The sequence below is a fragment of the Amycolatopsis sp. NPDC049691 genome, assembly GCF_040675005.1.
Classification (GTDB): Bacteria; Actinomycetota; Actinomycetes; order Mycobacteriales; family Pseudonocardiaceae; genus Amycolatopsis.
In genome coordinates, this window is the sequence record NZ_JBFANX010000018.1 from 18,058 (window position 1) to 32,051 (window position 13,994).

Genomic DNA, 13,994 nt, shown 5'->3' on the forward strand with positions numbered 1-13,994 from the left:
GGGTGAGCCTACCCGTCCGGGCCGGGCCCCGCCGCGTGCGCGAACCGGGCACGCCCGGGTGACGTGGCTTCAGCCGAGCCAGGTCATCGTGACCGTCGTGCCGTCCTCGCGGTGCACCTGCGCGCTCTGGTCGGCGAGACTGTCGATGAGCAGCAGGCCGCGGCCGCGCAGCCCGTTGGTCGCGGTGGGGGCGCGCCAGGCGCCGTAGTCGGTGACCGTCACCGTCAGCCGCCCGTTCAGCGCCTCGGCGCGGACGTCGACCGGACCCGGTTCGCCGTGGCGGTAGGCGTGTTCGGCGGAGTTGGCCATCGCTTCGTAGCCGGCCAGGACGATGTCCTCCCGGCGCTCTTCGCTCACGCCGAGCGTACTCAGCCAGTGCGCCAGCGCTTCCCGCAGCTCCGGCAGCCGGTCGGCCACCGCGGCGATGCGCCGGTGGAACGGCGCCGGCGGCGCGGGCGCGCCCGGGGCGAGGGGGTCCGTCATGCTGGGTCCTCTCCGCGGTGGCGCACGTGGATCAGCGCGATGTCGTCGTCGTGCCTGCCGAGGGTCAGCTCGGCGACGAGCTTGTCCCACGCCGTGCCGAGATCGGCCGCGGCGAGCACGGCGGGGATGCCGGCCAGCAGCCACTGCACCCCGAGGGTGAGGTCGCGCGTGCGGCTTTCGACCAGCCCGTCGGTGTAGAGCACCAGGTCCGCGCCGGGCGGGAACCCGGTGCTGCGCTGGGGGAACCGCGAACCGACGCCGAGCGGTTGCGCCAGCGCCTCGCCGATCTGCTCCGGTCCGCCGTCCGGGCGGACCAGGATCGCCGGCAGGTGACCGGCGTTGGCGTAGGTCAGCGTGCCCTCGTCCGCCCGGTGGACCGCGTAGAAACACGTCACGAAGCTTTCGCCGAACAGCCCGCCGGTCAGCGCGGAGACGTTGCGCAGCACCTCCGACGGGGGCAGCTCGAGCAGGGCGTAGCAGCGGATGGCCGTGCGGACCTGGCCCATCACGGTCGCGGCCGTGACGCCGTGGCCGACGACGTCGCCGATGACGAACGCGGTCGCGCCGGACGGGAGCGCGATGACGTCGAACCAGTCGCCACCCACCTTGCTCCCGGTCACCGCGGGCAGGTACCGGGTGACGACGTCGAGGCCGGGCGTCGGCGGCGCGACCGGCAGCATGCTGCGCGACAGCTCCGAGGCGAGGGTGCGTTCGCGCTCGTACAGGCGGGCGTTGTCCAGCGCGATGGCCGAGTAGGCGGCGATGCCCTCGGCGAGGTACTCGTGCCGCGGGGTGAACCGGTCCGGCTCGGAGTGGCCGAAGAAGAACCCACCCAGCACGTCCTCGCTGGTCGGGCTGATCACCGAGACGGCGAGGTAGCTGCACACGGGCAGGTGCCCCGCCGGCATCCCGTGGTACGGCGCGTTCCGCCCGAACCGCGGGTCCTTCGTGATGTCGGGGCTGCGCACGGTGCCGGCGCCGTCGAAGGTCGGCGAAAACACGTCGGTGTTGCGCGGCATGGGAAACCGCTCGAACGTCTCCCGGGGCACGCCCGAAATCGTGTACAGCGTGTAGGACTCGCCGAGCTCGTCGACCAGGTTGTAGAAGAACGCGCCGAACTCGGCGCCGGTCGCCTTCGTGGCGGCGTCGGTGGCGTCCTGCACGATCCGGTCGATGTCGAGCTGCGCGGTCAGTTCGCGGCCGGTGGAGTGCAGCGCGTCGAGCACCGCCGCTTCGCCGCGCAGCCGCCGCACGGTGGCCGCCAGGTGCGCGGTCGCGGCTTCGACCGCGGCGGCGACGGCCGACGGTGCCCCGGTGACTTCGCCGGTGGTGTGGACCAGCGCGCTTCGGTCGTCGCCGGCGACGGCGACCGCGGCGGTGGTCCCGCGGTCCGGCACCAGGTCCGCGAGCACAGCGGGGTCGGTCACGGCCACCGCGACGCGGTCGCCGAGCACCGCGCGCGCTTCGGCCGCGTCGAGGAGCCGGACTTCGGTGGGCACGGGAGTACCGGAGGCGTCGACGAAGGCCCGGCGCACGGCGTCGAGCAGGTCGTCGAACTCCGGGGTGGTCATCCGGCGGCCAGTGCCTCGGCCAGCGACGGGTAAATGGCCAGCTCGTCGGTCAGCCGGGTCAGCTCCAGCGGGCGCAGGGTGATCCGGCCGGTGGCCACCACCCGCAACGGCGCGGACACCGTCCGCCCCCGGTGCGCGCGCACGAGCTCGGCCATCCCCGCCGAGGCCAGGAAGGTGACGCCGGTCAGGTCGATGACGAGCACCGCGGGCTCCAGGCGCGCGGCGCGCTCGGCGAGCTGCCGCAGCTTCGGTGCCAGTGCGAGGTCGAGTGCGCCCTCGACGCGCAGCACGGCGGTGCCCTCGTGGTGGTCGAGCGCCACCGTTCCCGCTGAGCTCGCGGCGTCCCCGAGTGTGTTCCCGGTCGCGTCCGTTTCGGCCATGGCGCTCATCCTGCCTGGTCCGGGGCGGCCCGCAAAACCGGAGGGGGCGCTGACACGGCGGCGGCCGCGCGGTACGGGCATGATTGATCCCGGTTGAGCAGACAGCCTTCGTGATCACGCGCGCCCTCCGGAGGTTCCGGGGCGCTGCCGAAGGCGAGGAGAAACGATGACGGAGCACATCCACAGTGAGGGCTCGGCCACCGCTGTGCCATTCGGCGAATTCCGGATCGCCCGGACGGAGCAAGGCGACGCGGTCGTCGTCGAGGTGGCCGGGGACGTGGACACGACCACCGCGCCTGCCCTCGTGCAGGCCGCGGAAGAGGCACTGGCGGCGGCACCACCGCTGCTGGTGGTGGATCTGACCCGGGTGGAGTTCCTGGCCTCACCCGGGTTGACGGCGTTGCTGACGATCCACCGCGACGCCGGTTCCGGCACCGCGGTGCGGATCGTCGCGTCGGGCCGGGCGACCCTGCGCCCGATCCAGCTGACCGGGCTCGAGGACAGCCTCTCGCTGTTTCCGACCCGCGAGGCGGCGCTGACCGCGTCCTGAGGAGCGTCCCGGCCGGGGCCTCAGTCGCCGGCCGGGACGGCTTTGCGCTGGACGGCGAGCAGGGCGACGTCGTCCTGCGCCGCCCGGTTGCCGATCATCGTGGCCATCAGCTGCGCGCAGACCCGTTCGGGGTCGCCGGCGCGCAGGGCTTCCGCCAGCTGCCGCATCCCGGCGTCCACCGGCCGGTCCCGGCGCTCGACCAGGCCGTCGGTGTAGAACGCGAGCACGCTCTCCGGCGGCAGGTCCACCACCGTCGTGCGCCGCCGCGGCGAGCCGATGGTCAGCCCGATCGGGGGATCCGGCGGGACTTCGACCAGCCGGCCCGGTTCCCCGGGGACGGCGAACGCGGGCGGCAGGTGCCCGGCCAGCGACAGGGCGATGTTCTCGCGGCCCGGCCCGACGATCCCGTAGGCGACCGTGGCCATCGCGCCGTGCTCGAAGTGGTTGGCCTTGCGGTCGAGCTTGGCCAGCACCTCGTCGGGGCTTTCGCAGTCGAGGGCGTACGCGCGCAAAGCGCTGCGCAGCCGCCCCATGATCACCGCGGCCTCCAGCCCGTGGCCCGAGACGTCGCCCATCACGATGCCGAGCCGGTCACCGGGCAGGACGAACAGGTCGTACCAGTCGCCGCCGAGCCCGGTTTCCGCGCCGGGCACGTACCGCGCGCCGAAGGCCAGGCCGGGCACCTCCGGCAGGCTGCTGGGCAGCAGGCTGCGCTGCAGCGCCATGGTGGCGGAGCGGTTCTCTTCGAGGGCCTCGACCTGGATCGCCATGGCGAGGCGGTCGGCGAGCAGCTGCATCGTCGCGACTTCGGCCTCGGTGAACTCCCGGGGCGTGACGGACCCGACGTGCAGCACCCCGACGAGCTCGGTCCCGGCGACCATCGGCACCCCGAGCATCGAGTGCAGTCCGCGCTCCCACAGCAGGGAGTTCACGACGGTCGTCTCGTCGACGAGGTCGAGGACGACGGGCTGCCGCTCGAGCGCCACCCGGCCGGCGAACCCGCTGCCGACCGGCACCCGGACGCCCTGGTGGACCTCCTCTTCGATACCGGCCGCGGCGAAGGCGACCAGCTGGCGGCCGCTGGGCTGGTACCGCAGCACGGTCGCGGTGTCGACCTCCAGGACCTCCCGGAGGCGCTGGAGGGTCTCGGCGAGCAGCTCGGCCAGCCCCAGGTGTTCGGCGGGTACGCCGAGGATCTTCTCCAGCTGTTGCAGCCGGTCGTGGGCGCCGATACTCCGGGACATGGAAAGACCCTAGCCGGAACTCCTTTGCGCGCCTAACCATCCCGGGTTTCGACGGCGGGTCCCGGCGGGTAACCACCCGGGCGTGAGCGTCGACTTGGAGTGGGTGGCCGTGCTGCGCCACGGGCAGAGCACCGGAAACGTGGCCAGGGAAGAGGCGGAGTCGGCGGGAGCGGATGTGATCGACATCGCCGAGCGCGACGCCGACGTGCCGCTGACCGACCTGGGCCGCGAGCAGGCGAAGGCCGCGGGGGAGTTCCTGACCGAGCGCCCACCCGACCTCGTGGTCACCTCGACCTACCGCCGGGCCTGGGACACCGCGCTCCTGGCCGCGCCGGACGGCGTCCCGGTCGTGCCCGACGAACGGCTGCGCGACCGCGAGCTCGGCGTGCTGGACCTGCTGACCTCCCACGGCGTCCGCGAGCGGTGGCCCGACGAGCTGCGGCGCAAGCGGCGGCTGGGCAAGTTCTACTACCGGCCGCCGGGTGGGGAGTCCTGGGCGGACGTCGTGCTGCGGCTGCGTTCCCTGATGCGGGAGCTGAGCCAGGACCACGCCGGCAAGCGCGTCCTGCTGGCCGCGCACGAGATGACCGTCTTCGCCCTGCGCTACCTGCTCGAAGGCCTGCCGGAACCCGACCTGCTGCGCGCGGCGAACGCCACCGAGGTCCCCAACGGCTCGGTGACCGCCTGGGAGCGCGACCGCGACGGCGGGTTCACCATGGTGCTGGCCCAGGAAGTCGGCCACCTGCACGCCACCGACACCCCGCCCACGGCGGACGACGATGCCGCCGAGCAGCTCTCCTGACCCGGCGCCGATCAGCCCGGCCCTGTTGCGGGACGAGCGGATCGGCACCGAGGACCGCGGCACCGTGCTCGTGCTCGGCGGCGCCCGGACGGTGCCGGGCGCGCCGGCGCTGTCCGGGACGGCCGCCCTGCGCGCCGGCGCCGGCACGCTGCAGCTCGCGGTGAGCGAACGGCACGCGGGCGCGCTCGGCGTGTCGGTGCCCGAGTCGTCGGTGTTCGGGCTGCCGGAAACGGAGTCCGGGGCGATCGCCGGGGACGCCGTCGACCGGCTGGCCGACGTGCTGCACGGCGCCGGCACCGTCGTGGTCGGCCCCGGGCTCACCGGCGCCGAGGAGACCGAGGACCTGTTGCGGCGCTTGGTGCCCGCCATCGCGCCGGACGCCCGCGTGGTGCTGGACGCCTTCGCACTCGGCGCCCTGAGCCGGGCCCCGGAACTGGCGAAGCCGCTGTCCGGCCGGCTCGTGCTGACCCCGAACCGGACCGAGGCCGCGTTCCTCGACGGCTGTGACGAAGCCGATGTCGACGACCTCGAGACGGCGGTCCGGATCGCCGAGCGCTACGACGGGGTCGTGCTGCTCTTCGGGGTGGTCGCCGAGCCCGGCGGCCGGACCTGGCGGGACGGCAGCGGCCACATCGGACTGGCGACCTCGGGCAGCGGCGACGTCCTGGCCGGTCTGACCGGCGGTTTCCTGGCCCGCGGCGCGGACCTCGGCCAGGCCGCCCGCTGGGCGACGCACGTCCACGCCGTGGCGGGGCAGCGGCTGATCCCGGACACCGGCCGCACGGGCCTGCTGGCGCGCGAGCTGGTGGACGGGATCCCGCGGGTGATCGCCGAGCTGGAACGCTGACTACCGCTGGGCGGTGGGCCGCACGACGATCTCGTTGACGTCGACGCCTTCGGGCTGCCCGATCGCGTAGGAGATCGCGCCGGCGATGGTGTCCGGCGACAGCGTCACCGCGCGGTAGGTCCGCATCGCCTCCCGCGCACCGGCTTCGGTGATGGAGTCGGCCAGCTCGGACTCGACGACACCCGGCGAGACGGTCGTCACGCGGATGCTCGGGTCGGCCTCCAGCCGCAGGCCTTCGGTGATCGCGCGGGCGGCGTACTTGGTGCCGCAGTAGACCGCGGCCGTCGGCACGACCTCGTGCGCGCCGGTCGAGGCGATCGTCACGAAGTGCCCGGCGCGTGCGCGCCGGAAGTGCGGCAGCGCGGCCGCGATCCCGTGCAGCAGGCCGCGGACGTTGACGTCGATCATCCGGTCCCACTCGTCGACGTGGAGGAAGTCCAACCGCGACAACGGCATCACGCCGGCGTTGGCGACGAACACGTCGAGCCGGCCGTGCGCTTCGACGGCGGCGTCGGCGAACGCGGCGACCTCGGCGCGGTCGGTGACGTCGAGGCGGTGCACGTCGGCGGTGCCGCCGGCGTCGTGGATCTCCTTCGCCAGCGCGGTCAGCCGATCCTCCCGGCGGGCGCCGAGCACGACGTGGTGGCCTTCGCGGGCCAGCCGCAGCGCGGTGGCGTGGCCGATGCCGCTGCTGGCGCCGGTGATCAGGACGGTCTTGCTCACGGGGTTCCTTCCGGGTAGTCGGCGCCGAGGGTGGTCTCGCGCCAGGTGTCGAAGCCGGCTCGCAGGGTGTCGAGCCGGGCGGTGGCGATGTCGTAGGCGGCCCTGCCGAGCAGCAGCCGCAGGGGCGGCTCCTCGGCGTCGACGGCGGTGAGGATCGCCTCGGCCGCGCGGGCCGGGTCGCCGGGCTGCCGGCCGTAGGTGGCGGTGGTCGCCGCGCGGCGCGCGCCGGCCGTCTCGGCGTAGTCGTCGATGCGGACCGCCGACTGCCGCATCGACGGCCCGGACCAGTTGGTGCGGAACGCGGCGGGCTCCACGATGGTGACCTTGATGCCCAGCGGCGCCACTTCGGCGGCGAGGGACTCGGAAAGCCCTTCCACGGCGAACTTCGTCGCGTGGTAGTAGCCGGTGGCCCCGAAAGCGGCGAGCCCGCCGAGGGACGACACGTTCACGACGTGCCCGCCGCGCCGGGCGCGCATGCCGGGCAGCACCGCCTTCGTGACGTCGGCGAGGCCGAACACGTTGGTGTCGAACAGCTTCCGGACTTCGGCGTCCTCGCCTTCCTCGACCGCGGCGAGGTAGCCGTAGCCGGCGTTGTTGACCAGGACGTCGATCCGGCCGAACGCGCTCTCGGCCCGCTCGACCGCGGCGGCGACCTGGTCGTGGTCGGTGACGTCGAGCGGGAGCGCGAGCGCGCGGTCGCCGTGGGCCGCGGCGAGATCGGCGACGCTCGCCGGGTCGCGGGCCGTGACGGCGGCCCGGTGGCCGCGGTCGAGCACGGCTTCGGCCAGTGCGCGGCCGAGACCGGTGGAGCAGCCGGTGATGAACCAGTTTTCGGGCATGACGAAGTACTCCGTCCTTTCCGGAACGGTGAAGGGGTGGTGGTCAGCTCGCGGCGAGGCTGCCGAGCAGGGCGAGCGCGGCTTCCGAGGAACTGCCGGGTTCGGCCTGGTAGACGACGAGCTGCTGGCCGGGCGCGCTGTTGACGGTCAGCGCCTCGTAGCTGAGCGTCAGCTCGCCGACCTGCGGGTGGTGGAACCGCTTGGTTTCGTGGGTCTTCTGCCGGATGTCGTGGCGGGCCCACAGCCGGCGGAAGTCCGCGCTCTTGACCGACAGCTCGCCGACCGTCTCGATGAGCCGCGGATCGTCCGGGTCGATCCCGGCGGCCACCCGCAGGCCGCCGACGGTGTTGACCGCGACGCGCTCCCAGTCCGGGTAGAACTCGCGCGCGTCCGGGTCGAGGAACACCAGCCGGACGAGGTCGCCGCTGTGCGTGTGCCCGGCGAACAGCGCCTCGCCCAGCGCGTTGTGGGCGAGCACTTCGAGGCAGCGGCCGAGCACCAGCGCGGGCGTGTCCGGCCAGCCGTCCATCAGTCGCAGGAGGTTCGGGCTGACCTGCTCCCGGCGCCGCGGGCGGCGGCGTTTCGGAGCGGGCCGGGCCAGCCGGTGCAGGTGGGCGGTGGCGTCCTCGTCGAGGGCCAGCCCGTGCGCCAGCGCGTCGAGGACCTGCGGCGAGGGGTTGCGCTCCCGGCCCTGTTCGAGCCGGACGTAGTAGTCGGTGCTGACCCCGGCGAGCACCGCGACCTCTTCGCGGCGCAGGCCCGCCACCCGGCGCGACCCGCCCGCGGGCAGGCCGAGGTCCTCGGGCCCCACCTGTTCGCGGCGGGCCCGGAGGAACTCTCCGAGCTGGTTGTCGCTGGGCATGTTCCGAGGCTAACGCCGATCACCGCGACTTGGGTGGCCGCGGCGCACCCACCCTCAGGCGAGCCGGATCGGCTGCTCGTCGTGGTCGGGCCGCAGCAGCGTCGCGGTGGCCTCGCGGCCGTCGACGTCCAGCGTCATCACGGCGTTCCCGAAGTGCGGTCCCGAGACGCAGCTCCAGGTCAGCGGCGCGGGCGGGACGCCGGCGCGGCGGGCCAGCCCTTCGCTCAGCCGGGTGAGCCCGCGTGCCCAGCCGGCCCGGAACAGCCGGTTCATGTACCAGGGCACGGTGTTGTGCACCGGCGAGCAGGTGAGCTGGTGGACCGGCGCTCCCGGCAGGTCGGCGCGGGCGACGTACGCGTGGTGGACGTCGCCCGAGAGCACGCTCACCGACGCCGGCCCCTCGTCGGCCACCCGGGCGATCAGCCGGGTCAGCCGGTCGAACGACGCGCGGAACGCCGGCCAGTGCTCCAGGTCGGCGAGCTGCCGGAACCACTCCGAAACCCGCCCGACGAGCCCCGGCCGCGCGCAGAGCCGCTCGTTGACCGACTGGGCGGCCGACAGCGCGGTCGGCATCAGCCACGGCAGCGACGTGCCGATCAGCAGGTGGTCGTACCCGCCGTCGGTCTGCTCCTCGATCCAGCGGAACTCCTCGTCACCGATCATCGACCGCTGCCCGCCTTCGAGGATCCGCCCGGCGCGCGAGTCGATGACCAGCAGCCGCACCGGGCCGAAGTCGCGCCGGTAGGACCACCGGGTGCCCTTGGCGCCGTCGGCCTCGCGGTCGGCCCGGTCGGCGAACTCGCGCAGCAGCCCGGCGTTGTCGACCCCGGACTTCGTCACCTGCCGGAACATCTCGTCCTCGGCCAGCTCGCGCGGTCCGAGGTTGCCCAGGTGCTGGTAGACCCAGTACGACACGAGCGCCCCGCGGATCCGCTCCGGCCACCACGGCTCGCGCGCCATCCGCTCGCGCCAGGCCTGCGAGGTGTTCCAGTCGTCGTGGTCGTCGTGGTCGTCGAAGATCATCGACGTCGGCACGGTGGAGAGCAGCCAGCGCACCGACGGCTCGCACCAGGCCTCGAAGTACAGGTGGCAGTACTCCTCGAAGTCGGCGACCTCCGTGCCCGGCGGCACCTTCGGATCGCGGCGGGTGGCGAGCCACTCCTGCGTCGCGTCGGTGGTTTCGTCGGCGTAGACCTGATCGCCCAGCAGGAGCAGCGATTCCGGCCATTCGGCCTCGTCGAGCCCGGCCATCCGGTGGGCGTAGGCGGCGAGCGCGTCCGGGCCCAGCGCGTCCTGCTCCCGCGGCTTGCGGCACGACCCGAACACCAGCCGGAACCGCGGATCGCCGGGTCTCAGGGTCCGGATGCGGCTGGGCGGCAGGGCGCTGTCCGGCTCGGGCCAGACGAGCTCGCCGTCGAGCCGGACTTCGTAGGGCGTGCTCCGCCCGGGTTCCAGCCCGGTGAGCACGACCAGCGCGTAGTGGTGCCCGGACACTTCGAAAGTCCGCGCCTGCGCTTCGGCGACGCGGACTTCGCACGGCCGGTCCGTCTCGACCCAGATCGTCGCCGAAGTGGCGTCGACGTGCCGGAGGAGCGGACCCAGGAGCAGCTCGGTCATGCCGGGATCCTTTCAGCAGCAAGGCAAGTCGGCAGTTCGAGAAGTCCCGAAACATTCCGATAATCGTTGACCGGTCCCGGGTGGCGAACGAACGATCGTCGCAGCTGCGCCTGTTCCCGGAAAGGACTCGTCGAGTGCGAAGATTCTTCACCGCCCTCCTCGCCGCCGTGTTGTCGATCGCCGCCGCCGTCGTGCTGGTGATCACGGCGCAGCCCGCGTCGGCGGCCACGCTGACCCGCGTGACCGGATTCGGCACCAACCCCAGCAACCTCAACATGTACGCCTACGTCCCGGACCACGTCGCCGCCCGGCCGGCGCTGCTGGTCGCCCTCCACTACTGCACCGGCTCGGCCTCGGCGGTGTTCAACGGCTACGCGCGCGACTACGTCACCGCGGCCGACCAGTACGGGTACGTCATCGTGTTCCCGGAAGCCACGCGCAGCGGGCAGTGCTTCGACGTGTCCTCGCCGCAGGCCCTCACCCGCGGCGGCGGCAGCGACCCGGTCGGCATCCTGTCGATGGTCGACTACGCCAAGGCGCACTACAACGTCGATCCCGCCCGCGTGTTCGTCACCGGGTTCTCCTCCGGCGCGATGATGACGAACGTCCTGGCCGCGGAGTACCCGGACGTCTTCGCCGCCGGCTCGGCGTTCATGGGCGTGCCCGCCGGCTGCTTCGCCACCACCGACGGGTCGAGCTGGAACAGCCAGTGCTCGAACGGCCAGCTGATCAAGACCGCGCAGCAGTGGGGCGACCAGGCCCGCCAGATGAGCGGCGGGCGCAGCGGCCCGTACCCGCGGATGCAGCTGTGGCACGGCACCGCCGACGACACCCTGCGCTACCCGAACTTCGGGGAAGAGATCAAGCAGTGGACCAACCTGCGCGGGGTGAGTCAGACGCCGTCGTCGACCGACTCGCCGCAGTCCGGCTGGACGCGCACCCGCTACGGCGGCACCGGCGCGCAGGCGCCGGTCGAGGGCATCAGCGTCCAGGGCGCCGGGCACTCGCTGCCGCAGAACGGGATGGTGGCGTACGCGATCGCGTTCCTCGGCCTGAACAGCGGGTCGACCACGACGACGCCGACCACGACCACGACGCCGACGACGACACCGCCCGCCGGCACCACGCTGGCCGGCGCGGCGAGCGGGACCGGACGCTACTTCGGCACCGCCGTCTCGGCGGGCAAGCTCTCGGACAGCGTCTACACCGGCATCCTGAGCCGCGAGTTCTCCATGATCACCCCGGAGAACGAGATGAAGATGGACGCCACCGAGCCCGCGCAGAACCAGTTCAGCTACTCGGGCGCCGACCGGATCGTCGCCCAGGCGGCGAGCCAGGGCGCCCGGATGCGCGGGCACACCCTGGCCTGGTACGCGCAGCAGCCCGGCTGGATGCAGAGCATGGAGGGGTCGGCGCTGCGCTCGGCCATGCTGAACCACGTCACCCAGGTCGCGACCCACTACCGCGGCAAGATCTACGCCTGGGACGTCGTGAACGAGGCCTTCGCCGACGGCAGCTCGGGTGCCCGCCGGGATTCGAACCTGCAGCGCACCGGCGACGACTGGATCGAGGCGGCGTTCCGCGCCGCGCGGGCGGCCGACCCGGACGCCAAGCTCTGCTACAACGACTACAACACCGACGACTGGGGCCAGGCGAAGACCCAGGCCGTCTACCGGATGGTCCAGGACTTCAAGTCCCGCGGCGTGCCGATCGACTGCGTCGGCTTCCAGTCGCACTTCAACAGCAACAGCCCGGTGCCGTCGAACTACCGGACGACCCTGCAGAACTTCGCCGACCTCGGCGTGGACGTGCAGATCACCGAGCTGGACATCGAAGGGTCGGGCACCACGCAGGCGGACAACTACCGCACGGTCACGAACGCCTGTCTCGCGGTGGCGCGCTGCACCGGGATGACCGTGTGGGGCATCCGCGACACGGACTCGTGGCGGGCGTCGGCCACGCCGCTGCTGTTCGACGGCAACGGCCAGAAGAAGGCGGCCTACACCGCCGTGCTCGACGCGCTGAACGGCGGCACCACCCCGCCGCCGACCACCACTCCGACGACGCCCACCACGCCGACCACCCCGTCGCCGGGTGGCTGCACGGGGGCGTACGCCAAGACGGCGGAGTGGAACGTCGGCTTCAACGGCCAGGTGACCGTCACCGGGTCGGACAACTGGGTCCTCACGATCACCTTCCACGCCCCGCAGAAGGTCATCGGCAGCTGGAACTACACCGGGACCTGGGACAGCACCGGGTACGTGCTGACCGCGCGGCCCAACGGCAGCGGCAACGTCATCGGCTTCACCGTGCAGCACGGCGGGAACCTGACGGACCCCACTGTCACCTGTTCGGTGGGCTAGAACAGGCGGCCGACCTCGTCCGCGGGCGGTTCCTCGAGGCTCAGCAGGAACCGCTTGCGGGCGAGGCCGCCGGCGTACCCGGTCAGGCCGCCGCTGGTGCCGACCACGCGGTGGCAGGGCACGATGACGCTGATCGGGTTCCAGCCGTTGGCGTTCCCGACGGCCTGCGCGGCGCCGGGGTCGCCCAGCTCGGCGGCCAGCTGCCCGTAGGTGCGGGTTTCGCCGTACGGGATCTTCGTCAACAGCGCCCAGACCTGCTTCTCGAACGCCGAACCGCGCGGCGCGAGCTCGAGGTCGAACTCGCGCCGCGTGCCGGCGAAGTACTCGCCGAGCTGGGTTTTCGCGGCTTCGAAAGCGTCGTCGTCGCGGGGTCCGAGGTCGGTGAGGCGGGGCGTCCGGAGGTGGCCGTCGAAGTAGAGCCCGGCCAGCGCCTCGCCGTCGCCGACCAGGGTCAGCGGTCCGATCGGTGACGCGATGACGGCGTGCTTCATGGGGCCAGCCTACGGGTTCAGCCGTCGCTGACCTTCACCGACAGCGAGTCGATGCTCATTTCGGCGCCGGGCGTGATGTCCGCACCGGGGGAGGTGCAGCCGCACACCTTGTTCGGGTAGGAGCCGCCGATCGCGACGTCGAAGATGACGAAGAAGCCGTGGTCGACGGCGGCCTGCCAGGTCGCGTCCGACACCTGGTTCTGCTTGACCGAGAACGTCTGGGTGCCGTCGAGGGAGAAGCGCAGCTCCTCGGCGGCGTCGCGGCGGTCCACGACGACCGAGTAGGTGTGGTAGCCGTCCTGGCAGCCGGGGCAGTCCTGGAGGTCGCTGGTGATGCCGTCCGGATCGTGGCACTCGCCCTGCCACTGTCCACAGTGGAAGGTGGTGGAGTGCTTGCTCAGCGCGTTGACGTCTTCCATGATGTCCAGCTCGCCGATGCTCGGCCAGTTCGTCGCGCCGACCGGGCGGGCGTCGGCGCCCATCGCCCAGAACGCCGGCCAGTAGCCGAGGCCGTGTTCGGGGTTGGGCTGCTTGAGCGTCGCGCTGATCTCCAGCTGTCCGCCCGCGGGGGCGGCGAAGTCGGTGCGCCGTGTTTCGATCCGGCCCGACGTCCACCGGCCGTCCGCGTCGCGCAGCGGCTTGATCGCCAGGTGGCCCTGGCCGTCGTGGTAGACGTTCCCGGTCGAGTTCGTGGCGGTCTCGATCTCGCCGGTGCCCCAGTTCGCCGCGCCGCCGGGGTAGCCGGTTCCGGTGTCGTGGAGCCAGTCCCGGTCGTTCAGGCCGGTGCCGGCGGCGCCGTCGAAGTCGTCCTGGAAGACGGTGGTCCAGCCGGCTTCGGCGTGGGCGGGGGCGGCGGTGAGGGCGAAGGCCGCCGTCGCCAGGAGGGCGGCCAGCCGCTTGGTGGTGCGCATGGAGTCTCGCTTCCTTGGGGAATCCGGTCGTCCACGACCTGCGAGGCCGTCCACTTTCGCCGCCGGTCCGCGACGGCGTCAAGGGATGTGCCCGGAAGTACCCGGCACGCGGTACCCGCGGGCAGTCCCGGCGGAGTCCCGTTTGGAATTTCTCCCGGGTGGGAACCGCGCGGGCCGGGTGTGGCAGTGGTCTGGACCTTCTTTCGAAGGGTTGCCAGGTAACGAAATCGTGGTCATAGTTTGTTGGCGTCCACAACGAACTGCGAACCGCCCTCGGATGTCCTTTATGGACTCCGCCGTCTCCTCACCGT

14 protein-coding genes are annotated in these 13,994 nt (G+C 72.6%); 4 read left to right on the forward strand and 10 right to left on the reverse strand.

Going from position 1 to position 13,994, the window contains the following annotated elements; translation table 11 throughout:
• Positions 1-69: 69 nt before the first annotated feature.
• Genes AB0J40_RS33675 through AB0J40_RS33685 form a run of 3 tightly spaced genes read right to left on the reverse strand, consistent with a single transcriptional unit; the run spans position 70 to position 2,434 of the window.
• Entirely contained in the window at positions 70-483 is a 414-nt protein-coding gene (locus AB0J40_RS33675; RefSeq protein ID WP_364461234.1) for an ATP-binding protein, read from the reverse strand.
• A complete protein-coding gene (locus tag AB0J40_RS33680) occupies positions 480-2,054 on the reverse strand; it encodes a GAF domain-containing SpoIIE family protein phosphatase (protein ID WP_364461237.1) in 1,575 nt (524 codons plus the stop codon). Before AB0J40_RS33680 ends, AB0J40_RS33675 begins: the two co-directional genes overlap by 4 nt.
• Entirely contained in the window at positions 2,051-2,434 is a 384-nt protein-coding gene (locus AB0J40_RS33685; RefSeq protein WP_364461240.1) for an STAS domain-containing protein, read from the reverse strand. The genes AB0J40_RS33680 and AB0J40_RS33685 overlap by 4 nt, the downstream gene beginning before the upstream one ends.
• 166 nt (positions 2,435-2,600) lie before the next feature.
• Between AB0J40_RS33685 and AB0J40_RS33690 the strand changes: the two genes are divergently transcribed.
• The gene (locus AB0J40_RS33690) at positions 2,601-2,984 is read left to right on the forward strand and encodes an STAS domain-containing protein (RefSeq protein WP_364461243.1); all 384 of its coding nucleotides are present in this window, start codon (positions 2,601-2,603) and stop codon (positions 2,982-2,984) included.
• A 20-nt stretch (positions 2,985-3,004) separates the two neighbouring features.
• Here the strand turns inward: AB0J40_RS33690 and AB0J40_RS33695 are convergent, their stop codons facing one another.
• On the reverse strand, positions 3,005-4,228 hold the full coding sequence (locus AB0J40_RS33695) for a GAF domain-containing SpoIIE family protein phosphatase (protein WP_364461244.1): 1,224 nt from the start codon (positions 4,226-4,228) through the stop codon (positions 3,005-3,007).
• 82 nt (positions 4,229-4,310) lie between these two features.
• Here AB0J40_RS33695 and AB0J40_RS33700 point away from each other — a divergent pair, with 82 nt between their 5' ends.
• Together AB0J40_RS33700 and AB0J40_RS33705 are read left to right on the forward strand one after the other, a co-directional pair.
• Positions 4,311-5,030 (forward strand): histidine phosphatase family protein, encoded by a 720-nt coding sequence (locus AB0J40_RS33700; RefSeq protein ID WP_364461246.1) that lies wholly within the window; start codon positions 4,311-4,313, stop codon positions 5,028-5,030.
• Positions 5,008-5,877 (forward strand): NAD(P)H-hydrate dehydratase, encoded by an 870-nt coding sequence (locus tag AB0J40_RS33705; protein WP_364461248.1) that lies wholly within the window; start codon positions 5,008-5,010, stop codon positions 5,875-5,877. Before AB0J40_RS33700 ends, AB0J40_RS33705 begins: the two co-directional genes overlap by 23 nt.
• On the opposite strand, the gene AB0J40_RS33710 is transcribed toward AB0J40_RS33705, so the two are convergent.
• The 4 genes from AB0J40_RS33710 to AB0J40_RS33725 are packed head-to-tail and all read right to left on the reverse strand — an operon-like array spanning position 5,878 to position 9,918.
• A complete protein-coding gene (locus AB0J40_RS33710) occupies positions 5,878-6,600 on the reverse strand; it encodes an SDR family oxidoreductase (RefSeq protein WP_364461250.1) in 723 nt (240 codons plus the stop codon).
• Positions 6,597-7,439 carry an oxidoreductase gene (locus AB0J40_RS33715; RefSeq protein WP_364461252.1) on the reverse strand — a complete coding sequence of 281 codons (843 nt, stop codon included), beginning with the start codon at positions 7,437-7,439 and terminating at the stop codon, positions 6,597-6,599. Before AB0J40_RS33715 ends, AB0J40_RS33710 begins: the two co-directional genes overlap by 4 nt.
• A gap of 43 nt (positions 7,440-7,482) precedes the next feature.
• Positions 7,483-8,301 carry a helix-turn-helix transcriptional regulator gene (locus AB0J40_RS33720; protein ID WP_364461255.1) on the reverse strand — a complete coding sequence of 273 codons (819 nt, stop codon included), beginning with the start codon at positions 8,299-8,301 and terminating at the stop codon, positions 7,483-7,485.
• 54 nt (positions 8,302-8,355) lie between these two features.
• Complete coding sequence (locus AB0J40_RS33725; protein WP_364461257.1) at positions 8,356-9,918, reverse strand: alkaline phosphatase D family protein; 1,563 nt, start codon at positions 9,916-9,918, stop codon at positions 8,356-8,358.
• A gap of 134 nt (positions 9,919-10,052) precedes the next feature.
• On the opposite strand from AB0J40_RS33725, the gene AB0J40_RS33730 reads away from it, so the two are divergent.
• A complete protein-coding gene (locus AB0J40_RS33730) occupies positions 10,053-12,281 on the forward strand; it encodes a PHB depolymerase family esterase (RefSeq protein WP_364461259.1) in 2,229 nt (742 codons plus the stop codon).
• Here AB0J40_RS33730 and AB0J40_RS33735 read toward each other — a convergent pair.
• Positions 12,278-12,772: a methylated-DNA--[protein]-cysteine S-methyltransferase gene (locus tag AB0J40_RS33735; protein WP_364461261.1), complete on the reverse strand. Its 495-nt coding sequence runs from the start codon at positions 12,770-12,772 to the stop codon at positions 12,278-12,280. The two genes, AB0J40_RS33730 and AB0J40_RS33735, sit on opposite strands and share 4 nt — an antisense overlap.
• Positions 12,773-12,789: 17 nt before the next feature.
• Entirely contained in the window at positions 12,790-13,683 is an 894-nt protein-coding gene (locus tag AB0J40_RS33740) for a glycoside hydrolase family 16 protein (protein WP_364461264.1), read from the reverse strand.
• Positions 13,684-13,994 lie beyond the last annotated feature (311 nt).